Raw genomic sequence first — 24,478 nt, forward strand, 5'->3', positions numbered from 1 at the left:
GACTTTTACTTGCCGCGTTCGAGCACCAGCAGCGGGTCGATGCGGGTATCAAACCAGTTCATCCCCCAATGCAGGTGCGGCCCGGTGGCCCGTCCCGTTGCGCCGACCGCGGCGATCACCTGGCCCTGTTCGATCTGGTCGCCGACTTTGACGTCGATCCGCGACAGGTGCAGGAAGTTGGAGCTGATGCCAAAGCCGTGATCCAGCAGCACGGTGCCGCCGGTCAGGTACAGATCCGGGCCGGCGAAGGTGACCACGCCGGCCGCCGGCGCCTTGACCGGCGTGCCGGTCGGTGCGGCGATATCCATGCCCGAATGGCCCGACCCCGGCTGGCCGTTGTAGATCCGCGCATTGCCGAAGCGGCCGCTGATGCGGCCCTGCACCGGCCAGATGAAGGGTTGGGCAAAGCCGGTGCGGTTGTCGTCCCGGGCGCGGGCAGCGGTGACCTGCGCCTGTTCGCGCTGGATCCGTTCGGCGATCGCCGGCGGCGGGTTGACCGTCTTCGGCGGCACCCCGTTGACGCGTTCGGTCGGCCAGTCGCGCGGGGTCACCGCGATGCTGACCGCTTCGCTGCCGCCGTCCGGGCGTCGCACCTGGAGCTGCAGCGGGCCCTTCTCGTCACGGCCGATGCCAAACACCACGCTGCCATAACCGCTCACCCGCAAGGTGCGGCCGGCGTACTGCACCGTGCTGCCGGCGGGGACCTTGCCGATCACCATCGCACCCTGCGAGGCGCTGGCGGGAAACACCACCCGGCTGTCGGCCTGGGCGAGCGCGGGCGAGGGCAGCAGGGCAGTCACGCCTGCGCCGCCCGCCGCCAGCAGGCCCAGGCCCAGCAACGCCGCCCGCATCAGCGATCGAAGCTCATGCGCTTGCCATTCGGCGCGCCAACCAGTGCCTGGCCGTCCCACGCCAGCTCGCCGTTGACCCAGGTCGAGGCGATGCGCGAGCGGAAGGTGGCGCCCTCAAACGGCGACCAGCCGCACTTGGACAGCACGTCTTCGCGCTGGACCGTGAAGGGCACATCCTCGACCAGCACCAGATCGGCCCAGTAACCCTCGCGCAGGAAGCCACGCTGGCTGACATCGAACAGCTGCGCCGGGGCATGGGCGAACTTCTGCACGATCTGGGCAATCTCGATCTTGCCTTCGTGCACCAGCTCCAGTGCGGCGACCAGCGCGTACTGCACCAGCGGCAGCCCGGACGGCGCCTGCGCATACGGCTTCTGTTTCTCTTCCCAGGTGTGCGGGGCATGGTCGGTGGCGAGCACATCGATCACGTCCTCGACCAGGGCGCGGGTCAGCGCCTCGCGGTCACTGGCATCCTTGATCGCCGGGTTGCACTTGATCAGGTTGCCCAGTCGCGCGTAATCGCCGCGATCGAACCGCAGGAAATGGATGCAGGTTTCCGCGGTGATCTGCTTGCGGCTGCCGTCGGCCCGGATCAGCGGGCCGCGCTCGAACAGGGCCAGTTCGTCGGCAGTGGAGATGTGCAGCACGTGCAGGCGGGTGCCGTGCTTCTTTGCCAGCGATACCGCCAGCTGCGAGGACTTCAGGCAGGCCTGGCGCGAGCGGATATCCGGATGATGCTCGGGGCCGAGCGCGTCGCCGTATTTCTCCACGAACGCCTTCATGTTGGCGTCGATCATCGGCGTGTCTTCGCAGTGGGTGATGATCGGTGTCGGCGCATCGCGGAAGATCGCATCCAGCGTCTGCGGGTTGTCCACCAGCATGTTGCCGGTGGAGGCGCCCATGAACACCTTGATGCCCGGTGCGGTCTTCGGGTCCAGCGTCTGGATATGCTGCAGATTGTCGTTGCTGGCGCCCATGTAGAAGCCGTAATTGGCACGGGCGCGGCCGGCGGCGGCGTCGTACTTGGCCTGCAGCGCCTGCGCGTCGAGCGTGGGCGGATTGGTGTTGGGCATGTCCATGAAACTGGTCAGGCCACCGGCCACGGCCGCGGCCGATTCGCTGGCGATATCGCCCTTGTGGGTCAGGCCCGGTTCGCGGAAATGGACCTGGTCATCGATCATGCCGGGCAGCAGCCAGCGACCGGCCGCGTCCACTACCTGGTCGCCGGGCCCGGGCGAAATCTGCGCCGCGATGCGCGCGATGCGCCCCTCCTCGATCCGCAGGTCGGCATCGAATTGCCGGCCTTCGTTGACCAGTCGGGCATTGACGATAACGGTAGAGGACATGTCAGTGGTTTCCTGTGCAGCGGGAAGGGGGAGGATCGGCATCGGGCACCGGGTCGAATCCGCCGGGATGCAAGGGATGGCAGCGTGCAAGGCGGCGCGCGGCCAGCCAGCTGCCGCGCAGCGGGCCATGGCCGGCAATGGCCTGCATCGCATATTCGGAGCAGCTGGGCACGAAGCGGCAGCGCGGCCCCAGCAACGGGCTGATGAAGCGTTTATAGAAACGCAGCGTGGCAATGAGGAGGCGGCCGATCACCGCTGAATCATAAGCCAGTTGTCATTGCGGCAGTGTTTGGCGCACGATGCCCGGACGGCCGCGAACGAAGCTGAACAGCTTTGTCCGCGCCGGCCGGGTGCAGCGAGTGCCTGGTTACGTTCCGAACTGCGCGAAACGGTCCGGCAACACCCGCGGCCCGTTTCCACGCAGACGCGACCTCCGTTCATGGAGGTGTGGTCGACGTGGTTGCTGCTGCTGGTCGGGTAGGCTATAAAGGCCCGCTTTCCCGGGCCCCGGGGGAACCAAGGAAGAGCTTTTCGTGGCTGCTAAAAAAACTGCAAACAAGGCCGTTCCGGCCGCCAAGAAAATCGCCAAGCCTGTTGTGAAGAAGGCCGCGGCGACATCCGTTGCCAAGAAGCCGGTCGCCAAGGTGGCGAAGAAGCCGGTGGCCAAACAACCGGTTGCCAAGAAGGCACCTGCAAAGAAGGTGGCTGCCAAGAAGGCGGCGCCGGCCATCAAGAAGATCGTGAAAAAGGCCGCCGCACCCGTTGCCAAGCCGGCAGCGAAGAAAGCCGCCGCGGTCGTCAAGAAGGGGGTCAAGGTGGCGCCCAAGCCGGTCGCCAAGAAGGCCGTCGCCAAGCCGGCGGTTGCCAAGGCCGCCAAGCCGTCTCCGCCCAAACCCGTCGTCAAGTCCGCACCGAAACCGGCCTCCAAGCCGGCGCCGGCCAAGTCTGTCCCGGTCAAGGCCGCCACACCGGTCGCACCTCCGGCTCCCAAGCCGGTCGCCGCCACACCGAAATCGGCGTCCAAGACCCCGCAACTCAAGAATCCCGTGCCTGTTTCGAAATCTAACGCTAAAACCGTCGTCAAGCCTTCCGCCGCTCCCAAGGCCGTCCGTCCGGTCGGCAAGGTCGCCGTAGCGGTGGCCGCGCGCTCGGCCGCCCCGGCCCCGCGCACCAAGTACAAAGTGGTGGAGTACAAGACCGACGAACTCACCGGTCGGCCGATCCTGCCTGCCGGCTACAAGCCGTCCGCGGATGAGGAGTACATGAGTCCGCTGCAGCAGGAGTATTTCCGCCAGCAACTGCAGGATTGGCGCGCCGATCTGGTCGAGGAGTCGAAGCAGACCATCGAGAATCTGCGTGATGAAGTGCGTGATATCGGCGACGAGGCCGAGCGCGCCACCCGCGAAACCGAAAATTCGCTGGAACTGCGTACCCGTGACCGTTACCGCAAGCTGATCGGCAAGATCGACAGCACGCTCAAGCGTCTGGATGCCGGCGATTACGGCTACTGCGTGGACAGCGGCGAAGAGATCGGGCTGGATCGGCTGGAGGCTCGCCTCACCGCCGAACGCACGATCGATGCGCAGGAGCGTTGGGAACATCTGCAGAAGCAGCAGGGCGACTGAGCCCGGCTGCTGTCACCGCATGTTTTACCGGGAACCCCGCTTCGGCGGGGTTTCCCTGTTTTGGAGCGCAAACCATGTCGGACCATGAAGGCTTCATGCGCCAGGCGATCGAGCTGGCGCGACGCAATGTTGTTGAAAGTGGGCGCCCGTTCGGCGCGGTGCTGGTGAAGGATGGCGTGGTGATCGCCACCGGTACCAACACCCTGCATCTCAGCCACGATCCCACCGATCACGCGGAATTGCGGGCGATCCGCCAGGCCAGCGCGCATCTGCGGAGCCCGCGCCTGGAGGGCTGCGTGATCTATGCCAGTGGCCATCCGTGCCCGATGTGCCTGGCGGCGATGTACCTCAGTGGTATCGGGCAGGCATGGTTTGCCTACTCCAACGAGGATGCGCAGCCTTATGGGCTGTCAACCGACGCCGTCTACGCCCGGCTTGCCGCCGGACCTGCGGCCGCCGGCTCCGGCTTGCGGCAGTTGCGGCCATCGGGCGAAGCCGGGTTGTATGCGCAATGGGCCGACGCCGGCCGTTGAGGCGGGTCAGTGCAGATCGCGCAGGTTCAGGCGCCGCAGTTGCGGCGCTTTCCATGCGGTGACTCCGGCAACCCCGAGCACCGCGCAGCCGCCGATGACCACCGCCGGCACCAGTCCGAGCAGGCGCGCCATGCTGCCGGCGTAGAACGCGCCCAGTTCGTTGGACGAGCTGATGAAAATGCCGTTGATCGAGGACACCCTGCCGCGCATCTCGTCCGGGGTGGCCAGTTGCAGGATGGTTGAGCGCACCACCACCGACACCCCGTCGAAGGCGCCGTAGAACAGCAGGATCACAGCCGACAGCCAGAAATGCTGCGACAGGCCGAAGGCGATCACGCACATCCCGAATCCGGCCACGGCAAACAGCAGCACGCGGCCGGCGTGGCGTTGCAGCGGCCGTCGTGCCAGCCACAGGCTGACACCGACCGAGCCCAGCGCCGGCGTCGCGCGCAGGATGCCCAGCCCTTCGGGACCGTAGTGCAGGATTTCCTGGATGAAGGCCGGCAGCATCGCCACCACGCCGCCCAGCAGCACCGAGAACATGTCCAGCGCCATCGCCCCGAGCATGATCTGGTTGGACAGCACGAAGCGGGCGCCTTCGGCGATGCTGGCGAAAATCGGCGCGCGCACGACCGGGGCGGCGGCTTCTTCGACCCGCAGCGTGGCCAATGCCAGCAGCGCGACTACAGCCATCATCGCCGCCACCGCATAGGCCATGCCTTTGCCGCCCACGCCCACCAGCAGCCCGCCCAGCGCCGGGCCCACCACCATGCCGGTCTGGAACACCACGCTGCCGAGGCCGGCGCCACGGGCAAACTGCTCGCGGGCGAGGACGCGGGCGAACAGCGCGTTGTAGATCGGCGAAAGAAATGCGCGGACCATGCCGGTCAGGGCGATGGCCAGATAGATCGGCCAGACGCCCTTGAACGGCAGTCCACCCACTGCCACCGCCGCCAGCACCGCCGCGGTGACGACCAGGCCGGAACAGGCGGCCATGCCCAGCTTGCGGCGGGGCAGGTGGTCGACCAGATAGCCGGCGAACGGCGCCACCGCGAAATAGGGCACCACTTCCGCCAGGCCGATCAGGCCCAGCGAGAACGGATTGCGGGTGATCTCGTAGATATGCCAGCCGACCGTGATTGCCACGATCTGGTAGGACAGCATCGCGGCGATGCGATACAGCAGCAGCCGGGAGAAGCCGGGTTGGGCCAGCAGTGGGGCGCTGCCGTGGACGCGACTCACTGCTGCGCTTGTGCGGTATCGCGGATGAAGGCCAGCATCGCCGCCAGACCGTTGCTGCGGGTCGGTGACAGGTGCTTGGCCAACCCGATTGCGGCGACGTAATCGGGCTCGGTAGCGAGGATTTCGCGCGCCGGCCGCCCCGAATACACCCGCAGCGCCAGATAGATCAGGCCCGAGACGATGGCCGAATCACTGATGGCATGGAAGCCCAGTCTGTCGGCATTGCCCTCCGGCACGATCCACACCATCGACTGGCAGCCATGCAGACGGTGCTCTTCCGTTTTCCAGTCGTCGCGGAACGGCGGCAGCTTGCGGCCGAGGTCGATCAGGTACTGGTAGCGCTCGGACCAGTCACTGAAGAATGCGAATTCCTCGGCGATGGCGGCCTGGGCCTCGGCGGCGGTGGCTTCGAGCGGGAACGGGGTGTCGGTCATTTCAGGATCCTGTGTAAGCCCTGCTCCCGCCGGGAGAAGGATTGTGAAGAGGGGCAAGGTCTGCCCCGCATCCGGCGCGATGCGCCATGGGCCTCTGGCAAATTGCGGTGCGCCGCTTCGGGGCTGCTGCGCGGTGCAGGCCGCCAGGCCTGTGCACCATGTGAGCTGGGAAAAGCGGCCCCAGCCTCAGCCGCGCTTCCAGCGTACGCCCTGCGGGGTGTCCTCCAGCACAACGCCTTCGGCGGCCAGCTGGTCGCGGATGGCGTCGGCACGGGCGAAGTCGCGCGCCTGCTTGGCCGCGATGCGCTCATCGATCAGGCCCTGGATGCGGGCGTCATCGCCGCCTTCTGCGCCCCGTCCGAACCAGTCGGCCGGCGCCTGTTGCAGCAGCCCCAGCGCGAGCCCGGCACCGAGCAGCTCGCCTTTCAGTCGCGCCTTGTCGGCGGCAGTTGCGGCCTTGCGCGCTTCGCCGGCAATGCGGGCCACTTCGGCCAGCGCTTGCGGCGTATTGAGATCGTCATCCAGCGCGGCTTCCACCGTGGCCGGAATCATCGCGGTCGCGTCGATTTCCACCAGGTCCCGCAGCGTGCCGTACAGCCGGTCCAGCGTGCGCACCGACTGCTCGATCAGCGCATCGGACCAGTCCAGCGGCTGCCGGTAATGGGCCGACAGCAGCGCGTAGCGCAGCGCCTCGGGCGGGTGCTTGCGCACCAGGTCGTGCACGCGCTCGATGTTGCCGATGGACTTGCTCATCTTGGCGCCGCCGAAGTTGAGCATGCCGTTGTGCAGCCAGAAGCGGGCGAAGGTCTGGCCGCCGTGGGCGCATTCGCTCTGCGCGATCTCGTTCTCGTGGTGCGGGAACTGCAGGTCCACACCGCCGGCGTGGATGTCGATGGTCGGGCCCAGGTGCGCGGCGGCCATCGCCGAGCACTCGATGTGCCAGCCCGGGCGGCCGCGCCCCCACGGCGATTCCCAGCCGGGCAGGTCGTCGCTGGAGGGCTTCCACAGCACGAAATCACCGGGATCACGCTTGTACGGGGCCACGTCGACGCGGGCGCCGGCCAGCATTTCGTCCGGGTCGCGGCGCGAGAGCTTGCCGTAGTCCTTGAAGCTGGCCACCGCGAACAGCACGTGGCCCTCGGCGGCGTAGGCGTGGCCGCTTTCGATGAGCTGCCCGATCATGGTGATGATCTGCGGGATATGGGCGGTGGCTTCCGGCTCGATATCCGGGGGCGCCACGCCCAAGGCAGCCATGTCTTCGCGGTAGGCGGCGGCGAAGCGGTCGGTGATCGTGGCGATCGGCACGTTCTGTTCACGCGCGGCCGTATTGATCTTGTCGTCGACGTCGGTGATGTTGCGGGCATAGCGCAGCGCGCCGAAACGGCGGCGCAACAGGTTGGCCAGCACCCCGAACACCACCGGGCCGCGGGCATTGCCGATATGCACGTAGTTGTAGACCGTGGGGCCGCACACATACAGGGTGGGGCAGGCGGGGTCGAGCGGAGCAAACGGCTCCAGCTGCCGCGTCAGATTGTTGTGCAGGCGCAGGGTCATGTCGGTCTGGGGGAAGAACGGATGCGCCGATTCTACCGGTCCACCTGCCGTCGGGCACCTCCGGGCTGGGCAGGCGGCCTCTGGAAGGGTAGTGTTCAGCCCTCCGTGGGCTCCGGTGCCTACACTAGCGGCCATTGTCTTGTCTTCGATTGCCTTGTGTTGATGAATCCAGCATCTCTGTTGTCGATAGTCTGCCTGTTTGCCGCGGCCACCGTGCCCGTTGGCGCCCAGGAGGTCGATCTGCGCAACCGCGTGGTGGTGGTCGAGAACATCCGCTACGACTACGCGCAGGTGCTCAATGTCGAGCCGGTCTTCCAGACGTTGCGGGCCTCGCGCACCGAGGAGCACTGCGAGCCGGTGTCCACCCGCACGCTGGCGCCGGTGCAGGTGATTGCCGAAGAGGAGAAGGGCCGGTTCAGTCGCTTCATGGATTCGGTCAAGGGTATTTTCAAAAGTCGTGACCAGGCCGAAGACGGTCCGGTGGCGGTGGCGCATTCGGGCAATGCCGCGTTGCTGACGCCCGAATGCCGGATTGTGGAAGTCGGCCGCGAGTTCCGCCGCCCGATCGCCTATGACGTGGATTACGTCTACAAGGGCACCAAATACCGCTCGCGGTTGCCGGAAGATCCGGGCAACCGGCTGAAACTGCGGGTCTCGATCACCCCGCATCTGGCCGAAACCGACGACTCCGCAGGTGTGTCGCCATGATCCGCGTGTTTCTTCCCGCTTGCGTGCGCGGGGCGTGCGTGCGACCATCCGCAGCGATGAAATCGAACAGCTCACAGCTTGGCACCAGCGCCGCCCGGATGGCCTCCGGCATGACTTCGCGTGCCCGTCGACCGGAACCCCACATTCTCGCTGGGTGACCGGAGCTTCGTGCTGTCTGTTCGGAAAACCCAGCCCAGGCTGGGTTTTTTCGTTTCCGGATGATGAAAAGTTTCAAGCGTAATGAATCGCGCGTCCGCGCATTGCCCGCCCCACGGCGAACCCCACCACAGCAAAGGATGGACCGATGTCTCTGAAGCACTTCCTGAACACCCAGGACTGGCGTCGCGATGAACTGGACGCGTTGCTGACCCAGGCCGCGCTGTTCAAGCAGAACAAGCTGGGCGAAGAGCTCAAGGGCCGCTCGATCGCGCTGGTGTTCTTCAACCCTTCCATGCGTACCCGCACCAGTTTCGAGCTGGGTGCGTTCCAGCTGGGCGGCCACGCCATCGTGCTGCAGCCGGGCAAGGATGCGTGGCCGATCGAGTTCAACCTCGGCACGGTGATGGACGGCGATACCGAAGAGCACATCGCCGAAGTGGCCAAGGTGCTGGGCCGCTATGTCGATCTGATCGGCGTGCGCGCCTTCCCGAAGTTCATCGACTGGACCAAGGACCGCGAAGACGAAGTGCTCAAGAGCTTCGCCAGGTATTCGCCGGTACCGGTGATCAACATGGAGACCATCACCCATCCGTGCCAGGAGCTGGCGCATGTGATGGCGCTGCAGGAACACTTCGGCAGCCAGGACCTGCGTGGCAAGAAGTACGTGCTGACCTGGACCTATCACCCCAAGCCGCTCAACACCGCGGTGGCCAACTCGGCGCTGACGATCGCCACGCGCATGGGCATGGACGTGACCTTGCTGTGCCCGACCGCCGATTACATCCTCGACGAGCGTTACATGGGCTGGGCGGAGAAAAACGTCGCCGAGAGCGGCGGTTCGCTGCAGGTCAGCCATGACATCGCCAGCGCCTATGCCGGCGCCGACGTGGTCTACGCCAAGAGCTGGGGCGCGTTGCCGTTCTTCGGCAACTGGGAGCCGGAAAAGCCGATCCGCGACCAGTACAGGCACTTCATCGTGGACGAGGCCAAGATGGCACTGACCAACAATGGCGTGTTCAGCCACTGCCTGCCGCTGCGCCGCAACGTCAAGGCCACCGACGCGGTGATGGATTCGCCGCAGTGCATCGCCATCAACGAAGCCGAGAACCGGCTGCACGTGCAGAAGGCGATCATGTCGGCGCTGGTCGGCCGGTAACAACATCGGTACAGAGCCGACGGGTACCCGGCTGCTCTTCCCGCCAGCACACCACGCGTTCCAGCCGGGCATAGCCCGGCTCTACAAAAACCGCATTCCAATTTGGACCTGACCCCCATGAGCAACAAAGACATCGTCCTCGCCTTTTCCGGCGGCCTCGACACCAGCTTCTGCGTGCCGTATCTGCAGGAACGCGGCTACAACGTGCACACCGTGTTCGCCGACACCGGCGGCGTGGATGATGAAGAGCGCGATTTCATCGAAAAGCGCGCCGCCGAGCTGGGCGTGACCAGTCACGTCACCGTCGATGGCGGCCCGGCGATCTGGGAAGGCTTCGTCAAGCCGTTCGTATGGGCCGGCGAGGGCTACCAGGGGCAGTACCCGCTGCTGGTGTCGGACCGTTACCTGATCGTCGATGCCGCGCTCAAGCGCGCTGCCGAGCTGGGCACCAACATCATCGCCCACGGCTGCACCGGCATGGGCAACGACCAGGTCCGCTTCGACCTGGCGGTGAAGGCGTTGGGCGACTACCAGATCGTCGCGCCGATCCGCGAGATCCAGAAAGAGCACACCCAGACCCGTGCCTACGAGCAGAAGTACCTGGAAGAGCGCGGCTTCGGCGTGCGTGCCAAACAGCAGGCCTACACCATCAACGAGAACCTGCTGGGCCTGACCATGTCCGGTGGCGAGATCGACCGCTGGGAAGCACCGGGCGAGGGTGCCCGCGGCTGGTGCGCCCCGCGCAGCGCGTGGCCGATCGAACCGTTGACGGTGAAGCTGACCTTCGTTGAAGGCGAAGCGGTGGCGCTGGATGGCAAGCCGATGCCGGGCGAGCAGATCCTGGCCCGGCTCAACACCATGTTCGCCTCGTACGGCGTCGGTCGCGGCGTGTATACCGGCGACACCGTGATCGGCCTGAAGGGCCGCATCGTGTTCGAAGCGCCGGGGCTGGTGTCGCTGCTGGTCGCGCACCGGGCGCTGGAAGACGCGGTGCTGACCAAACAGCAGAACCGTTTCAAGCCGGACGTGGCGCGCAAGTGGGTGGAGCTGGTGTACGAAGGCTTCTACCACGACCCGCTGAAGGCCGATATCGAAGCCTTCCTGAAGTCCTCGCAGGCCAAGGTCAACGGCGAAGTGACGCTGGAAACCCGCGGTGGCCGCGTCGATGCGGTGGCGGTGAGCTCCGCGCACCTGCTCAATGCCAAGGGCGCAACCTACGCGCAGTCGGCCGACTGGGGGGTGGAGGAAGCCGAGGGCTTCATCAAGCTGTTCGGCATGAGTTCGACGCTGTACGCGCAGGTCAACCGCTGAGCGCCGCTCGAAGCCTGACGCTCAAAGCCCCGCTCCCGCTTGCGGGAGAGGGGTTGGGGTGAGGGGCGCTTTGCCCGTGCTGTTGGTCCTGCCCCGAACGCAAAACCAGCAAAGCAGAAGCCCCCCATCCGCCCTTCGGGCCCCTTCCCCCGCACGCGGGAGAAGGGATGTCTCCGATCACCGACCAGATGACCTGTAGCTGCCCACCATGACAACCTTGCTTGAATCCACCCTGCAGCACCTTGAAGCGCTGGTGGCGTTCGATACCCGCAATCCGCCGCGGGCGATCACCACCGGTGGCATCTTCGATTACCTGCGCGCGAACCTGCCGGGCTTCAACGTCGAGGTGATCGACCACGGCGCCGGTGCGGTCAGCTTCTATGCGGTGCGTGGCACGCCCAAGTACCTGTTCAATGTGCATCTGGACACCGTGCCGGATTCGCCGCACTGGAGTGCCGACCCGCACCTGATGCGGCGTACCGAGGGCCGCGTGATCGGCTTGGGCGTGTGCGATATCAAGGGCGCCGCCGCCGCGCTGGTGGCCGCGGCCAACCTCACCGATGGCGACGCGGCGTTCCTGTTTTCCAGTGACGAGGAAGCCAACGATCCGCGGTGTATCGCCGCCTTCCTTGCGCGCGGGATTCCGTACGAAGCGGTGATCGTCGCCGAGCCGACCATGAGTGAGGCGGTGCTCGCGCATCGCGGCATCAGCTCGGTGCTGATGAAGTTCGCCGGCCGCGCCGGACACGCCTCCGGCAGGCAGGATCCGTCAGCCAGCGCGCTGCACCAGGCCATGCGCTGGGGCGGCAAGGCCTTGGACCATGTCGAGTCGCTGGCGCATGCGCGCTTCGGTGGCCTGACCGGGCTGCGTTTCAACATCGGCCGCGTGGAAGGGGGGATCAAGGCCAACATGATCGCGCCCGAAGCCGAGTTGCGCTTCGGTTTCCGGCCGTTGCCGTCGATGGATATCGATGCGCTGCTGGGCACGTTCGCCGGTTTCGCCGAGCCGGCGGCCGCGCACTTTGAGGAAACCTTCCGCGGCCCGAGCCTGCCGTCCGGTGACATCGCCCGCGCCGAAGAACGCCGTCTGGCCGCCCGCGACATCGCCGACGAGCTGGGCCTGCCGATCGGCAATGCGGTGGATTTCTGGACCGAGGCCTCGCTGTTCTCGGCCGGCGGCTACACCACGATGGTCTACGGCCCCGGCGATATCGCCCAGGCCCACACCGCCGACGAGTTCGTGACGCTGGACCAGCTGCAGCGCTATGCCGGGTCGGTGCTGCGGATCCTGCAGCGCGGTGCCTGAAACATGTGACCCGGTGGCACGCCACCGGTTTTCCCCCCGCGACCGCGGTCGCATCGAAGAAGCAAGAAATGTCCCCTGCCATGCAACCCCATCGCCAAACCCGCCAGACCATCGTGCGCCTGCTTTCGAGCATGGCCAGCGCCAAGGAGATCAGCCAGTACCTGAAACGGTTCTCGCAGCTGGACGCCAAGCGCTTTGCCGTGGTCAAGGTCGGTGGGGCGGTGCTGCGCGACGATCTGGAGGCGCTGACCTCCTCGCTGTCGTTCCTGCAGGAGGTTGGCCTGACCCCGATCGTGCTGCATGGCGCCGGTCCGCAGCTGGATGCCGAGCTGTCGGCCGCCGGCATCGAGAAGCACACCATCGACGGCCTGCGGGTGACCTCGCCCGAAGCGCTGGCGATCGTGCGCCGGGTATTCCAGGCCTCCAACCTGAAGCTGGTCGAGGCGTTGCAGCAGAACGGCGCGCGTGCCACCTCGATCACCGGCGGGGTATTCGAGGCCGAATATCTGGACCGTGACATCTACGGCCTGGTCGGCGAGGTCAAGGCGGTGAACCTGGCGCCGATCGAGGCCAGCCTGAAGGCCGGCTCGATTCCGGTGATCACCAGTCTGGGTGAAACGCCGAGCGGGCAGATCCTCAACATCAATGCCGACTTCGCCGCCAACGAGCTGGTGCAGGAGCTGCAGCCGTACAAGATCATCTTCCTCACCGGTACCGGCGGTCTGCTCGATGCCGAAGGTACGGTGATCGACTCGATCAACCTGTCCACCGAATACGAGCAGCTGATGGCGCAGCCGTGGATCCACGGCGGCATGCGGGTCAAGATCGAGCAGATCAAGAGTCTGCTGGACCGGCTGCCGGAAGAGTCCTCGGTGTCGATCACCCGTCCGGCGGACCTGGCCAAGGAGCTGTTCACCCACAAGGGCTCGGGTACGCTGGTGCGCCGCGGCGAGAAGGTGCTCAAGGCGACAGCGTGGGACCAGCTGGACCTGCCGCGGCTGAAGGCGCTGATCGAGTCCAGCTTCGGCCGTACGCTGGTGCCGGACTACTTTGAAAAGACCCGGTTGCTGCGTGCCTATGTCAGCGAGCACTACCGCGCCGCGGTGATCCTCACCGACGAGGCCGAAGGCGTGTATCTGGACAAATTCGCGGTGCTCGATGACGCGCAGGGCGAGGGGCTGGGGCGCGCGGTGTGGAATGTGATGCGGGAAGAAACCCCGCAGCTGTTCTGGCGCTCGCGCAACGGCAACCCGGTCAACCATTTCTACTACGCCGAATCCGACGGCTGCTACAAGCAGGGCAACTGGAAGGTGTTCTGGTTTGGCGCTGACGGTTTCGAGCGGATCCGCACCTACGTAGAGCACTGCGCCGCGCGCGCCCCGAGCCTGGAGGGCTGAGCCACATGAATCTCGCTGACTGGACCAAGGTGCCTACGCTGGATGGAAGGCATGCGCGGATCGAGCCGCTGCAGATGGCGCATATCGAGGGCCTGCGGGGAGCGTTGGGCGACGGGGCGCTGTCCCGGCTCTGGTACACCCAGGTGCCGACAGCAAAGACGATGACCGCGTACGTCCAGGCCGCGCTGCAAGGGCAGGCCGAGGGCAGGATGCTGCCGTTCGCGGTGCTCAATGCCGACGGCGAGGTGGTCGGCACCACCCGTTACTACAACCTGGATACCGATGTGCCCCGGCTCAGTATCGGCTACACCTGGTATGGCCAGGCCGCGCAGCGCACCGGCATCAACACCGAAACCAAGCTGATGCTGCTCACCCATGCGTTTGAACGGCTGCAGTGTCTGAGCGTGGGGTTCGAGACCAGCTGGTTCAACTTCGCCTCGCGCGCGGCGATCGCGCGGCTGGGGGCCAAGCAGGACGGCGTGCTGCGCAACCACAAGCGCCATCCGGATGGCACGCCGCGCGACACCGTCATCTTTTCCATCATCGACGCGGAATGGCGGGGCGTTAAACATCACCTGCAGCACCGCCTGGACGCCCACGCATGAGCACTTCCAAGACCTTCACCGTCGGCATCGTCGGTGCCCGCGGCCATACCGGCGCCGAACTGATCCGCCTGATCGCCGCCCATCCGCGGATCGAGCTGGCGTTCGTGTCCTCGCGCGAACTGGCCGGCCAGCGCGTGGCCGAACACAGCGACGCTTATCAGGGCGAACTGCGTTATGAGAACCTCGATGCCGGGGCCGTGGCCGCCAAGGGCGCCGATGCGGTGATCCTGGCGCTGCCCAACGGCAAGGCCGGCCCGTATGTGAGCGCGCTGGATGCGGCAAGGCCGGACACGGTGATCGTCGATCTTTCCGCCGATTACCGTTTCGACAACAGCTGGTATTACGGCCTGCCCGAACTGACCCGGCAGCGTTATGCCGGGCAGAAGCGCATCAGCAATCCGGGCTGCTATGCCACCGCGATGCAGCTGGCGATCACCCCGCTGCTGGGCCAGCTGGCCGGGCCGCCGCAGTGCTTCGGGGTATCCGGCTATTCCGGCGCCGGCACCACGCCGTCGGACAAGAACGATCCGGACAAGCTGCGCGACAACCTGATGCCGTACGCACTGACCGACCATGTGCACGAACGCGAGGTAGCGGTGCGGCTGGGCGTGCCGGTGGAATTCATGCCGCACGTGGCGCCGCATTTCCGCGGTATCACCATGACCGTCAATCTGTGGTTGCAGCAGCCGCTCAAGCGCGAGGAAGTGATGGCGCTGTACCAGCAGCGCTATGCCGGCGAGGCGCTGGTCGAGGTGGTCGACGAGGCGCCGTGGGTCAGCCGGATTGCCGGCACCCACGGCGTGCAGATCGGTGGCTTCACCCTGGCGCCGGGCAACAAGCGCGTGGTGGTGGTGGCCACCCTCGACAACCTGCTCAAGGGCGCTGCCACCCAGGCGTTGCAGAACCTGAATCTCGCCCTTGGCCTTGATGAGCTGACCGCCATCCCGCATTGATCCCCGGCATGCAGGAACAACGCAAATCGCGATGCGGCTTTACCGGTGAGCATCGCGACTTGCACCTGAAGAAGGTGCAAGCGTCGCTCCTGCAACGCCTCTGCCACGCTCCTGATTGCTTTAGAGAGAACCCCATGACCAACCTGCTCTGGCAAAAACCCGGCGTCGCGGTGGACGCGAAGATCCAGACTTTCCTGGCCGGCGATGACGTGATCCTGGATCGCGAATTTTTCCTGTACGACATCGCCGCCAGCACCGCGCATGCCGAAGGCCTGCAGCACATCGGCATCCTTTCGGCCGACGAACTGGCCGGACTGAAGCGCGAGCTGTCGGTGCTGGCCGACGACTTCCGCAGCGGTGCGTTCGTGCTCGACGAGCAGTACGAGGATTGCCATTCGGCGATCGAGGCACGCCTGACCGACCGCCTCGGCGATGCCGGCCGCAAGATCCACACCGGGCGCAGCCGCAATGACCAGATCCTGGTCGCCACCCGGCTGTGGTTGAAGGACAGGCTCACCCGCGTGGCCGAACTCAGCCGCGGGATTGCGCGGGTTGCGCTGGATCGCGCGCAGGCTGAAAAGGACCTGCCGGTACCGGGCTACACCCATATCCAGCGCGCCGTGGTGTCCTCGGCGGGCATGTGGTGGGCCGGCTGGGCCGAGGCCTTCATCGACAACGCGATCCGCGCCGTCGATACCCGCAAACTGGTTGACGCCAATCCGCTCGGCACCGCCGCCGGCTATGGCGTCAACCTGCCGCTGGATCGCGCCCACACCACCGCCGCGCTGGGCTTTGCGCGGATGCAGGTGAGCCCGATCTACGCGCAGCTGTCGCGCGGCAAGTTCGAGATGGCCGCGCTCGAAGCGTTGGGCGGTGCCACCCTGGACCTGCGCCGCCTCGCCTGGGACCTGTCACTGTTCACCAGCGGCGAGTTCGCCTTTGTCGCGTTGCCGGCGCAGTACACCACCGGCAGCTCGATCATGCCGAACAAGCGCAATCCCGACGTGATCGAGCTGATGCGCGCCACCCACGCCAGCGTGGCGGCGGCGCGCACCGAGATCGAGCAGCTGCTGTCGCTGCCGTCCGGCTACCATCGCGATCTGCAGAGCAGCAAGGGCGCGATCTTCCACGGCTTCGGCCGCGGACTGGCGGCGCTGGAACTGCTGCCGGCGTTGCTGGCCAACCTGGAATGGCGTGAAGACAGGCTGCGCGCGGCGATCGACTCGGGCATGTATGCCACCGACGTCGCGGTGGAAGCGGCGGTGGCCGGAGTCCCGTTCCGCGACGCCTACAAGGCGGCGGCTGAAGCCTCCGCGAGCGCAGGGCAGGGGCGTACGCCGGAAGGCAGCCTGGCCGCGCGCGTTTCGCCCGGTGCCGCGGCCGACCTGCAGCTCGACGTGTTGAACAGGCGCTGGCAGGCCTTGTCCGTATAACGGCAACGGCGCAACCGTGCTGCAGGAGCGGCGAATCGGCTTTGCAGGAGCGCTTGCACCCTTTTCAGGTGCAAGTCGCGATGATCCGCCTTGAAAGCCTGACTGCTGCACATCGCAAATTACAGGGAAATCAAGGGCAGGGAATGAAACGGTATCTGGTACTGGCCATGCGCAAGCCCTCGTTCGACGTGGCGGTGGTCGCGCCGCACAAGGCGTTTCTCGACTTCCTGCGCGAGCAGGGGAAGCTGCACCTGACCGGCGGTTTCAGCGATGGCAGCGGCGGCGCCTATGTTCTCGAAAACATCGCGGACCTCGCCGAGGCCACGGCCATCGTCGCCACTGATCCGCTGGCGATCCACGACAGCTCCGAGCTGACCATCCACGAATGGAACACGCGCTGAGCCCATGACCGAGCTTCCCGCATCACGGTTCACCGAGCAGTCGCTGCCGCCGTGGCGGCGTGCGGTGTTGAAGGTCGGCAGCAGTCTGCTGGCCGCCGATGGTGGCGGCCTGACGCCCCGCTTCGCGCTGGGGCTGGCGCAGTTCGTGTCGGCCAATCTGCTGGCCGGGCGCGAAGTGGTGATCGTCTCATCCGGCGCGGTTGCGGCCGGGCGGGCGATCGTGCCCAAGGCATTCGAAGCCGGTGCGGCGATTGCCGCCCGCCAGGCGCTGGCCGCCTTGGGCCAGGCGCAGCTGATCGCCTTGTGGCAACGCTTCTTCGAGCGCCCGGTGGCGCAGGTGCTGCTGACCCATGACGATCTGCGCAACCGCCGGCGTTATCTCAACGCCCGCGCCACCCTCAACGAGTTGCTGGCATTGGGCGCATTGCCGGTGGTCAACGAGAACGACACGGTCTCGGTAGACGAGTTGAAGCTGGGCGACAACGACAACCTGGCCGCGATCGTGGCGGCGCTGGTCGATGCCGATGCGCTGTTCATCGCCACCGATATCGATGGCCTGTACACGGCCGATCCACGCGGCAACCCCGATGCGCGAGCGCTCGACCAGGTGCTGCAGCTGACGCCCGAGGTCATGGCCATGGCCGGTGGCAGCGGGAGCGCGCTGGGTACCGGCGGCATGCAGACCAAGCTGCAGGCCGCGGCCAAGGCCGGCAAGGCCGGCATCGACACCTATCTGTTCAATGGCCGCAATGGCGACGTGGTGCGTGGGCTGGCCCAGGGGCGGCTGCGCGGCACCCGCCTGCACGCCGGGCAGACACGGGTTGCCGCGCGCAAATACTGGTTGCGGCACGCGCCGGTGGAAACCGGGGCGATCGTGATCGATGCCGGTGCCGCGCGTGCGTTGCAGCAGCAGGGTGCCTCGCTGTTGCCCGGTGGTGTGACTGCTGCAGAAGGCGACTTCCGCCGCGGCGACATGGTGGAAGTGCGTGTGCGTGATGACGCCGGAGAGCGCTGTGTGGCCCGCGGCGTCAGCCAGTATTCGGCGTTGGACATCCGCCGCATCTGCCGCCATCACTCGCGCGAGATCGAGGCGATCCTCGGTTACAACTATGGCGGCAACGTCGTCCATCGTGACGACCTGGTGCTGGTGTGAACCTCTTCTTTCGGGCTTGGAGCGGGGTGGTCTGATGAGCGATATGCGCAATCTGGCGCTGCAGTGCCGTGAGGCCGCCGATGTGCTGGCGCAACTTTCCGGCGAAGCCAAGGCCAAGCTGCTCGAAGCGATGGCGATGGCGATGGAGCACGACACAGACGCCATCCTCGATGCCAATGCGCGCGATCTGGCGACGGCCGAAGGCAAGGGCGTGGGCGCTGCCATGCTGGACCGGCTGAGGCTCGATCCGCAGCGTCTGGGTGGTATCACTGCCGCGCTGCGTGAAGTGGCTGGCCTGCCGGACCCGGTCGGGCAGATCACGCGGGACGATGTGCGCCCCAATGGCCTGCGCGTGCAGAAGGTGCGCGTGCCGCTGGGAGTGATCGCGATGATCTACGAGGCGCGCCCGAACGTGACCGCCGATGCGGCGGCGCTGTGCATCAAGGCCGGCAATGGTGTGATCCTGCGTGGCGGCTCGGAGGCGATCCACTCCAATACCGCCATTGCCGCCTCGCTCAAGCGCGCATTGCGCGAGGCCAGCGTGCCGGATGCGGCGTTGACCCTGGTCGAGGATCTGCGCCGCGAGACGATACTGGAGCTGGTGCAGCTCAGCGATATCGTCGATCTGGCGATCCCGCGTGGGGGCGAGGGCCTGATCCGGTTTGTCGCCGAGCATGCGCGGGTGCCGGTGATCAAGCACTACAAGGGCGTGTGCCACCTGTTTGTGGATGCCCCGGCGGATCTTGCGCTGGCGCTGAAGCTGGTGGTGGATGGCAAGACTTCGCGGCCGTCAGCCTGCAACTCGCTGGAAACCCTGCTGGTGCATGCCGATATCGCGCCGCGGTTCCTGCCGCTGGCGGCGGCCGCGCTGCGCGAACGTGGCGTGGAACTGCGCGGTGATGCGGCCACGAGGCAACTGGTCCCGGGCGTCCTGCCGGCCAGCGAGGACGATTACGCTGCCGAGTATCTGGATCTGATCCTGTCCATCGCGGTGGTGCCGGATCTGGAGGCCGCGATCGCGCATATCCGGCGCTATACGTCCGACCATACCGAGGTCATCGCCACCTCCGATGCGGCAAACGCCGAGGCGTTCGTGCATGCGCTGCGCTCGGCGGTGGTGATGGTCAACGCGTCCCCGCGCTTTTCCGATGGCGGCGAACTGGGGTTGGGCGCGGAGATCGGCATCTCCACCACCCGCCTGCACGCCTATGGCCCGATGGGACTGGAAGCGCTGACGGTCGAACGCTTCGTGGTACGCGGCCAAGGCCAGACCCGGGCCCAGGGGCAATAGCCCGCTGCGCGGGACTGGCTCACGCGCCTCGGGGCATCACCGTGACGATGGCGGCGATGCGTGCCCGGAAAAACGACAGGCTGTAATCGGCCTGGCTGATCCACAGCGGCGCCACTGTGGCTGTTCAGGGGGGCGTTTACCTGCCCATTGCCCGGAATGGCGCGAAAACCCCTCGGGAACAAACCTGGCCAGGAAGTTGAAGTGGCCGCCGTGGTTGCCGGTGCGGCTTACTGCTGGTCTTCCAGTTTCTGCGGTTTGCAGGCGACCCAGGAGGCGGTGAGCAGGATCACGCTGCACAGCACCAGGAAGGCGAATGGGCCGGCCCAGGTGCCGGACCAGGCGTGCAGCAGGCCGAACAGCAGCGGCCCGACACAGCTGAAGCTGTAGCCGACGCCCTGCATGAAACCGGACAGCGCCGATGAGCCGGCTGCGGTCCGCGTGCGCAGGTTGATCAGGGTCAGTGCCAGCGGGAACGTGCTCGGCCCCAGGCCCAGCAGGGCCACCCACAACAGGGGCGCCTTGAGCGGTGCCCACAACAGGCCGGCGAAGGCGCACATCAGGCAGATGAAGCACAGCAGCACGATCGGGAACGGGTTGCGGACCCGCACCGCGATGGCCGGCATGGTCAGCGCACTCACCAGGCCCAGGGCGGAGAACAGCGCCACCATCGCGCCGCCGAAGGCCGGGGTCGCGCCGGCGTCCACCAGCAGCCGCGGCAGCCAGGTGAACATCGAATAGGACACCAGCGAGGTCATGCCGAACATCAGGGCCAGGCCCCAGCCCAGCGGCGTGCGCCAGACCTGCAGCGCAGGTGCGCCTGGCGTGGCAGCAGTCTGGGCCGCATGCGCCCCGGGCTTGAGCCAGACCAGCGGCAGCATGGCGAAAGCGGAGATCAGGGCCCACACGCCCAGTGAAACCCGCCAGCCCGCGGCATCGGCCAGGGGAACCGCGAGCAATGCCGGCAGCATCGTGCCGACCTGCAGCACGGTGATGTAAAGCGTGCTGACGGTGCCGACGCGGTCGGGGAAGTAGCGCTTGACCATCGGCGGCACCACCACGTTGCCGATGCCCATACCCGCCAGGGCGATGGCCGACCCCACCAGCAGGCCGCCGGTGCTGCCGGCCAACGAGCGCGCCAACAGGCCTGCGGTCGCCAGTGCCATGGCCAGCAGCGCGGTGCGCTCAAGGCCGATGCGTCGCGCCAATGCCGGGGTGGACACGCCGAACAGCGCGAAGGCGGCGGTCGGCACCATGCCCAGCACCCCGGTCATGGTGGCGCCAAAGCCGAACACCTGGCCCAGCTGCTCCAGCAGCGGGGTCAGCGACGTTACTGCCGTACGCAGGTTGAATGCGGCGACCAGGATCGCGGCGAATGCCAGCAAGCGACCGTGAAGCAGGGGGCGACGGGCGGTGGACCCGGCCAAGGGGGAAGGACTGGGCATGTACTGGCTCCGTAACGGAATAGCGGGCATCGCCTTGCGCGAGCCGGAATAACACAAAAGCAAAAGCCGGCGCGGCGGCCGGCTTTTGCAGATACATCCTTGAATCTTTGGTCGGGGAGACAGGATTCGAACCTGCGACCTCTACGTCCCGAACGTAGCGCTCTACCAGACTGAGCTACACCCCGAAGGAGCCGCCTATGATAACGGCGGGCCTGGAAACTGGCAAGTGTTTTGCGGGAGAAGCGGCCGTGGCCGATCGCGCGGTCCGGCAGGCGCAAATATCCGTGCGGAGGGAGCCGCTGCTACTGCTTTCCATTGCTGGAAACGGGCACAAAAAAGCCCGGAGAACGCAGCGCGTTTTCCAGGCTTCAATGTGACCAGTGCGTGGTCGGGGAGACAGGATTCGAACCTGCGACCTCTACGTCCCGAACGTAGCGCTCTACCAGACTGAGCTACACCCCGAAGGAGCCCGCTAAGATACCTTCTGAGCGGGCAACTGACAAGATGGATATGTCGGTTTTTCTACTTCTTCTGTTCCAGGTGACGCTGTTCGCGCGCCTCGAACCACATGCCATTGAGGATGGCGGCGGTGGAGNCGCTAAGATACCTTCTGAGCGGGCAACTGACAAGATGGATATGTCGGTTTTTCTACTTCTTCTGTTCCAGGTGACGCTGTTCGCGCGCCTCGAACCACATGCCATTGAGGATGGCGGCGGTGGAGGCCAGGCCGACACCGAGAATCCAGGCGAAATACCACATGTGATGACACTCCTTGATGGTTGTCGTTTGCGGATCAGTAGGCGTTCGGGTTCTCACCCATTTCCGACAGCGTCGTCTTGCCCTTGAGCACGCGATACACCCAGGTGGTGTAGGCGATGATGATCGGCAGGAAAATCGCCGTGGCCAGCAGCATGATCCACAGCGTCAGATGGCTGGACGAGGAATCCCACACCGTCAGGCTGGAGCCGGGCTGGCTGGAGGAAGGCAGCAGGAACGGGAAGATCGCAAAGCCCACGGTCAGGATGATCGCGGCGATGGAGGCCCCCGAGGCGAGGAAGGCGAGCCCGCCCCGGTGCTTGCGCAGCAACAACGCGCTCAGCACCGCGCCCAGCAGGCCGACGATCGGCGCCAGCAACGTGGCGGGCATGCTGCTGTAGTTGTACAGCCAGCCGCCGGCAGCGCCGAGTTCCACGGTTTTCAGCAGCGGATTGCTGGGACCATCGCCGACCACCTGCGAGGTGATCTGGTAACCCGGCAGGCCGATGGCGACCCATATCCCGGCGACGGCGAACAACACCCCCGAGGCGATCGCCGCGATGCTGCCGTAACGCGCGGCCCGTTCGGCCACCGCGCCGTCGGTCTTCAGCACCAGCATCGCCGCCCCGTGCGCTACCAGCATCGCCACGCTGACCAGGCCGGCAAGCAGTGCGAACGGTGTCAGCAGGCCGAAGAAACCGCCGGTATAGAACATGCGCTGGGTGTCATCGAAGTGGAACGGCACGCCCAGCAGCACGTTGCCGACCGCCACGCCCATGATCAGTGCCGGCACCAGGCCCGCGATGAACAGGATCCAGTCCCAGTTGTTGCGCCAGCGCGGGCTGGGCATCTTGCTGCGGTACTTGAAGCCGACCGGACGCAGGATCAGGGCGAACAGGATCACGAACATCGCCAGGTAGAACCCGGAGAAACTCACCGCATACAGCGGCGGCCAGGCGGCGAAGATCGCACCGCCACCGAGCACCAGCCACACCTGGTTGCCCTCCCATACCGGGCCGACGGTGTTGATCACCAGCCGGCGTTCCTCGTCGGTCCTGGCCACGAACGGCAGCAGCATGCCGACGCCAAGGTCGAAGCCGTCCATTACCGCAAAACCGATCAGCAGCACGCCCAGCAGCAGCCACCAGATCAGGCGCAGCGTCGTGTAGTCCAGAAGAATGAAATCCATGAGTGTTCTCCTGCCTTATGCCTGGCCCGGGGCCGATGCGCGGGCGTGGGGGGAAACAGTGGCCGGTTCCTGCAGTGACGGCAGGATGTCGTCCGGTCCCTTGCGGATCGCTTTGAGCATCAGCTTGATCTCGATGACCATCAGCACCGTGTACAGCGCGATGAAGCCGGTCAGGGTGACCAGGATCTGATGCAGGGCCAGGCCCGAGGCGGCGTAGAACGTCGGCAACACCCCGTCCACGGCCCACGGCTGGCGGCCGTATTCGGCCACGAACCAGCCACACTCGATCGCGATCCACGGCGCCGGCAGCGTCCACAGGGCGATCTTCAGGAAGGTGCGTTTGCTTTCGACGTTGTGGCGGCACGAGTAGTAGAAGGCCACCGCGAAGAAGGCGATCAGGTAGAAACCCAGGCCGGCCATGATGCGGAAGGTCCAGAACAGCGGGGCCACGGTGGGAATGGTGTCCATCGCGGCCTGCGCGATTTGCTCGGGGGTGGCGTTGAGGATGTCCTCGCGGTAGCGCTTGAGCAGCAGGCCGTGGCCCAGATCCTGCCAATGCCGGTCGAACATCTCGCGCGCTTCGACATCGTTCTTGTCGGCACGCACGCGTTCCAGCGCCCCGTAGGCGATCTGGCCGCCGCGGATGCGGTGTTCGGCGCGACCGACCAGTTCCAGGATGCCGGGGATCGGCGTGTCCAGCGAGCGGGTGGCGATCAGGCCCATCAGGTACGGGATCTTGATCGCGTAGTCGTTCTGGTGGGTCTTCTGGTTGGGGATGCCGAAAGCGGTGAAGTCGGCCGGCGCGCGTTCCGTTTCCCACATGGCCTCGATCGCGGCCAGCTTCATCTTCTGGTGTTCGGAGGCGGCATAACCGCTCTCGTCACCCAGCACCACCACCGACAGCGACGACAGCAGGCCGAAGGCGGCGGCAACCGCGAACGAGCGGCGGGCCACGTCATGGTGCTTGTTGCGCAGCAGATAGAAGGCGCTGATCGACATCACGAACACCGCACCGGTGACGTAACCGGCGCTGACGGTATGCACGAACTTGGCCTGGGCCACCGGGTTGAACAGCACGGCGACGAAGTCCACCACCTCCATGCGCATCGTTTCCGGATTGAACACCGCGCCCACCGGATACTGCATCCAGCCGTTGGCGATCAGGATCCACAGCGCCGACAGGTTGGTGCCCAGCGCCATCAGCCAGGTCACCGTGAGGTGCTGGACTTTCGACAGCCGGTTCCAGCCGAAGAAGAACAGGCCGATGAAGGTGGCTTCCAGGAAGAACGCCATCAATCCTTCGATCGCCAGCGGCGCGCCGAAGATGTCGCCCACATAGTGGCTGTAGTAGGACCAGTTCATGCCGAACTGGAATTCCATGACGATGCCGGTGCCCACGCCCATCGCGAAGTTGATGCCGAACAACGCGCCCCAGAACAGCGTCATGCGCCGCCAGACCTCTTTTCCGGTCATGACGTAGATGCTCTCCATGATCGCGATCATGAAGGACAGGCCCAGGGTGAGGGGGACAAACAGGAAGTGGTACATCACGGTCAGCGCGAACTGCAATCGTGATAGATCCACTACGGTCATATCGATCATGGCCAGGCTACCTCGTGGAATGTGGGCATAA

The 24,478-nt window shown here is 66.0% G+C and carries 23 protein-coding genes and 2 tRNA genes; 13 read left to right on the forward strand and 12 right to left on the reverse strand.

What is annotated here, in order from left to right; translation table 11 throughout:
• Positions 1-5: 5 nt before the first annotated feature.
• From QZH66_RS08070 to yidD, 3 genes are read right to left on the reverse strand one after another with little or no spacing between them, the layout of a single operon-like run.
• A complete protein-coding gene (locus tag QZH66_RS08070) occupies positions 6-851 on the reverse strand; it encodes a M23 family metallopeptidase (RefSeq protein WP_305805440.1) in 846 nt (281 codons plus the stop codon).
• Positions 851-2,197 (reverse strand): dihydroorotase, encoded by a 1,347-nt coding sequence (locus tag QZH66_RS08075; RefSeq protein WP_305805441.1) that lies wholly within the window; start codon positions 2,195-2,197, stop codon positions 851-853. The genes QZH66_RS08070 and QZH66_RS08075 overlap by 1 nt, the downstream gene beginning before the upstream one ends.
• Before the next feature lies 1 nt (position 2,198).
• On the reverse strand, positions 2,199-2,468 hold the full coding sequence (yidD, locus tag QZH66_RS08080) for a membrane protein insertion efficiency factor YidD (RefSeq protein ID WP_305805479.1): 270 nt from the start codon (positions 2,466-2,468) through the stop codon (positions 2,199-2,201).
• A gap of 262 nt (positions 2,469-2,730) precedes the next feature.
• Between yidD and dksA the strand changes: the two genes are divergently transcribed.
• Positions 2,731-3,822, forward strand: a complete 1,092-nt coding sequence (gene dksA / locus QZH66_RS08085) for an RNA polymerase-binding protein DksA (protein WP_305805442.1) — start codon at positions 2,731-2,733, stop codon at positions 3,820-3,822.
• A gap of 74 nt (positions 3,823-3,896) precedes the next feature.
• Entirely contained in the window at positions 3,897-4,355 is a 459-nt protein-coding gene (locus QZH66_RS08090) for a nucleoside deaminase (protein WP_305805443.1), read from the forward strand.
• 6 nt (positions 4,356-4,361) lie between these two features.
• On the opposite strand, the gene QZH66_RS08095 is transcribed toward QZH66_RS08090, so the two are convergent.
• The 3 genes from QZH66_RS08095 to cysS form a co-directional block, all read right to left on the reverse strand.
• The gene (locus QZH66_RS08095) at positions 4,362-5,597 is read right to left on the reverse strand and encodes an MFS transporter (protein WP_305805444.1); all 1,236 of its coding nucleotides are present in this window, start codon (positions 5,595-5,597) and stop codon (positions 4,362-4,364) included.
• On the reverse strand, positions 5,594-6,031 hold the full coding sequence (locus QZH66_RS08100; RefSeq protein ID WP_305805445.1) for a SufE family protein: 438 nt from the start codon (positions 6,029-6,031) through the stop codon (positions 5,594-5,596). Before QZH66_RS08100 ends, QZH66_RS08095 begins: the two co-directional genes overlap by 4 nt.
• A 186-nt stretch (positions 6,032-6,217) precedes the next feature.
• Complete coding sequence (gene cysS / locus QZH66_RS08105) at positions 6,218-7,585, reverse strand: cysteine--tRNA ligase (RefSeq protein ID WP_305805446.1); 1,368 nt, start codon at positions 7,583-7,585, stop codon at positions 6,218-6,220.
• A 162-nt stretch (positions 7,586-7,747) separates the two neighbouring features.
• Here cysS and QZH66_RS08110 point away from each other — a divergent pair, with 162 nt between their 5' ends.
• From QZH66_RS08110 to QZH66_RS08160, 11 genes are all read left to right on the forward strand, one after another.
• A complete protein-coding gene (locus QZH66_RS08110) occupies positions 7,748-8,293 on the forward strand; it encodes a hypothetical protein (RefSeq protein ID WP_305805447.1) in 546 nt (181 codons plus the stop codon).
• A gap of 304 nt (positions 8,294-8,597) precedes the next feature.
• Entirely contained in the window at positions 8,598-9,608 is a 1,011-nt protein-coding gene (locus QZH66_RS08115; RefSeq protein WP_305805448.1) for an N-acetylornithine carbamoyltransferase, read from the forward strand.
• Between the two features lie 117 nt (positions 9,609-9,725).
• Entirely contained in the window at positions 9,726-10,919 is a 1,194-nt protein-coding gene (locus tag QZH66_RS08120) for an argininosuccinate synthase (RefSeq protein WP_305805449.1), read from the forward strand.
• A gap of 208 nt (positions 10,920-11,127) precedes the next feature.
• Positions 11,128-12,225 carry an acetylornithine deacetylase gene (locus QZH66_RS08125; RefSeq protein ID WP_305805450.1) on the forward strand — a complete coding sequence of 366 codons (1,098 nt, stop codon included), beginning with the start codon at positions 11,128-11,130 and terminating at the stop codon, positions 12,223-12,225.
• Positions 12,226-12,293: 68 nt separating this feature from the next.
• Positions 12,294-13,622 (forward strand): acetylglutamate kinase, encoded by a 1,329-nt coding sequence (locus QZH66_RS08130; RefSeq protein ID WP_305805451.1) that lies wholly within the window; start codon positions 12,294-12,296, stop codon positions 13,620-13,622.
• Positions 13,623-13,627: 5 nt separating this feature from the next.
• Positions 13,628-14,227 (forward strand): GNAT family protein, encoded by a 600-nt coding sequence (locus QZH66_RS08135; protein WP_305805452.1) that lies wholly within the window; start codon positions 13,628-13,630, stop codon positions 14,225-14,227.
• Positions 14,224-15,180 (forward strand): N-acetyl-gamma-glutamyl-phosphate reductase, encoded by a 957-nt coding sequence (gene argC / locus QZH66_RS08140; RefSeq protein ID WP_305805453.1) that lies wholly within the window; start codon positions 14,224-14,226, stop codon positions 15,178-15,180. Before QZH66_RS08135 ends, argC begins: the two co-directional genes overlap by 4 nt.
• A 134-nt stretch (positions 15,181-15,314) precedes the next feature.
• Entirely contained in the window at positions 15,315-16,613 is a 1,299-nt protein-coding gene (argH, locus tag QZH66_RS08145) for an argininosuccinate lyase (protein WP_305805454.1), read from the forward strand.
• Positions 16,614-16,756: 143 nt separating this feature from the next.
• Entirely contained in the window at positions 16,757-17,014 is a 258-nt protein-coding gene (locus QZH66_RS08150) for a YciI family protein (RefSeq protein WP_305805455.1), read from the forward strand.
• A 4-nt stretch (positions 17,015-17,018) separates the two neighbouring features.
• A complete protein-coding gene (gene proB / locus QZH66_RS08155) occupies positions 17,019-18,167 on the forward strand; it encodes a glutamate 5-kinase (protein WP_305805456.1) in 1,149 nt (382 codons plus the stop codon).
• A gap of 34 nt (positions 18,168-18,201) precedes the next feature.
• The gene (locus QZH66_RS08160) at positions 18,202-19,458 is read left to right on the forward strand and encodes a glutamate-5-semialdehyde dehydrogenase (RefSeq protein WP_305805457.1); all 1,257 of its coding nucleotides are present in this window, start codon (positions 18,202-18,204) and stop codon (positions 19,456-19,458) included.
• A 227-nt stretch (positions 19,459-19,685) separates the two neighbouring features.
• Here QZH66_RS08160 and QZH66_RS08165 read toward each other — a convergent pair whose 3' ends face one another.
• The 6 genes from QZH66_RS08165 to QZH66_RS08190 all read right to left on the reverse strand — a co-directional run bounded on the left by QZH66_RS08165 (position 19,686) and on the right by QZH66_RS08190 (position 24,447).
• On the reverse strand, positions 19,686-20,900 hold the full coding sequence (locus tag QZH66_RS08165; RefSeq protein ID WP_305805458.1) for an MFS transporter: 1,215 nt from the start codon (positions 20,898-20,900) through the stop codon (positions 19,686-19,688).
• A gap of 108 nt (positions 20,901-21,008) precedes the next feature.
• Positions 21,009-21,085 (reverse strand) — tRNA-Pro (locus QZH66_RS08170).
• Positions 21,086-21,285: 200 nt separating this feature from the next.
• Positions 21,286-21,362: transfer RNA gene (locus QZH66_RS08175), tRNA-Pro, on the reverse strand.
• Between the two features lie 186 nt (positions 21,363-21,548).
• Positions 21,549-21,659, reverse strand: coding sequence for a cytochrome bd-I oxidase subunit CydX (cydX, locus tag QZH66_RS08180; RefSeq protein WP_305805459.1), 111 nt, complete (start codon positions 21,657-21,659; stop codon positions 21,549-21,551).
• Positions 21,660-21,693: 34 nt separating this feature from the next.
• Positions 21,694-22,845: a cytochrome d ubiquinol oxidase subunit II gene (gene cydB / locus QZH66_RS08185; protein ID WP_305805460.1), complete on the reverse strand. Its 1,152-nt coding sequence runs from the start codon at positions 22,843-22,845 to the stop codon at positions 21,694-21,696.
• Between the two features lie 15 nt (positions 22,846-22,860).
• Positions 22,861-24,447 carry a cytochrome ubiquinol oxidase subunit I gene (locus QZH66_RS08190; RefSeq protein WP_305805461.1) on the reverse strand — a complete coding sequence of 529 codons (1,587 nt, stop codon included), beginning with the start codon at positions 24,445-24,447 and terminating at the stop codon, positions 22,861-22,863.
• Positions 24,448-24,478: the final 31 nt, after the last annotated feature.

The organism is Stenotrophomonas sp. YIM B06876, from assembly GCF_030711595.1.
Lineage (GTDB): Bacteria > Pseudomonadota > Gammaproteobacteria > Xanthomonadales > Xanthomonadaceae > Stenotrophomonas.

Excerpts from the sequence above, each read along its gene's own strand:
- QZH66_RS08070 (WP_305805440.1), bottom strand. The coding sequence starts at position 851 with ATGCGGGCGGCGTTGCTGGGCCTGGGCCTGCTGGCGGCGGGCGGCGCA.
- QZH66_RS08075 (WP_305805441.1), bottom strand. The coding sequence starts at position 2,197 with ATGTCCTCTACCGTTATCGTCAATGCCCGACTGGTCAACGAAGGCCGG.
- QZH66_RS08090 (WP_305805443.1), top strand. The coding sequence starts at position 3,897 with ATGTCGGACCATGAAGGCTTCATGCGCCAGGCGATCGAGCTGGCGCGA.
- QZH66_RS08100 (WP_305805445.1), bottom strand. The coding sequence starts at position 6,031 with ATGACCGACACCCCGTTCCCGCTCGAAGCCACCGCCGCCGAGGCCCAG.
- cysS (WP_305805446.1), bottom strand. The coding sequence starts at position 7,585 with ATGACCCTGCGCCTGCACAACAATCTGACGCGGCAGCTGGAGCCGTTT.
- QZH66_RS08110 (WP_305805447.1), top strand. The coding sequence starts at position 7,748 with ATGAATCCAGCATCTCTGTTGTCGATAGTCTGCCTGTTTGCCGCGGCC.
- QZH66_RS08115 (WP_305805448.1), top strand. The coding sequence starts at position 8,598 with ATGTCTCTGAAGCACTTCCTGAACACCCAGGACTGGCGTCGCGATGAA.
- QZH66_RS08120 (WP_305805449.1), top strand. The coding sequence starts at position 9,726 with ATGAGCAACAAAGACATCGTCCTCGCCTTTTCCGGCGGCCTCGACACC.
- QZH66_RS08125 (WP_305805450.1), top strand. The coding sequence starts at position 11,128 with ATGACAACCTTGCTTGAATCCACCCTGCAGCACCTTGAAGCGCTGGTG.
- QZH66_RS08130 (WP_305805451.1), top strand. The coding sequence starts at position 12,294 with ATGTCCCCTGCCATGCAACCCCATCGCCAAACCCGCCAGACCATCGTG.
- QZH66_RS08135 (WP_305805452.1), top strand. The coding sequence starts at position 13,628 with ATGAATCTCGCTGACTGGACCAAGGTGCCTACGCTGGATGGAAGGCAT.
- argC (WP_305805453.1), top strand. The coding sequence starts at position 14,224 with ATGAGCACTTCCAAGACCTTCACCGTCGGCATCGTCGGTGCCCGCGGC.
- argH (WP_305805454.1), top strand. The coding sequence starts at position 15,315 with ATGACCAACCTGCTCTGGCAAAAACCCGGCGTCGCGGTGGACGCGAAG.
- QZH66_RS08150 (WP_305805455.1), top strand. The coding sequence starts at position 16,757 with ATGAAACGGTATCTGGTACTGGCCATGCGCAAGCCCTCGTTCGACGTG.
- proB (WP_305805456.1), top strand. The coding sequence starts at position 17,019 with ATGACCGAGCTTCCCGCATCACGGTTCACCGAGCAGTCGCTGCCGCCG.
- QZH66_RS08160 (WP_305805457.1), top strand. The coding sequence starts at position 18,202 with ATGAGCGATATGCGCAATCTGGCGCTGCAGTGCCGTGAGGCCGCCGAT.
- QZH66_RS08165 (WP_305805458.1), bottom strand. The coding sequence starts at position 20,900 with ATGCCCAGTCCTTCCCCCTTGGCCGGGTCCACCGCCCGTCGCCCCCTG.
- cydX (WP_305805459.1), bottom strand. The coding sequence starts at position 21,659 with ATGTGGTATTTCGCCTGGATTCTCGGTGTCGGCCTGGCCTCCACCGCC.
- cydB (WP_305805460.1), bottom strand. The coding sequence starts at position 22,845 with ATGGATTTCATTCTTCTGGACTACACGACGCTGCGCCTGATCTGGTGG.
- QZH66_RS08190 (WP_305805461.1), bottom strand. The coding sequence starts at position 24,447 with ATGATCGATATGACCGTAGTGGATCTATCACGATTGCAGTTCGCGCTG.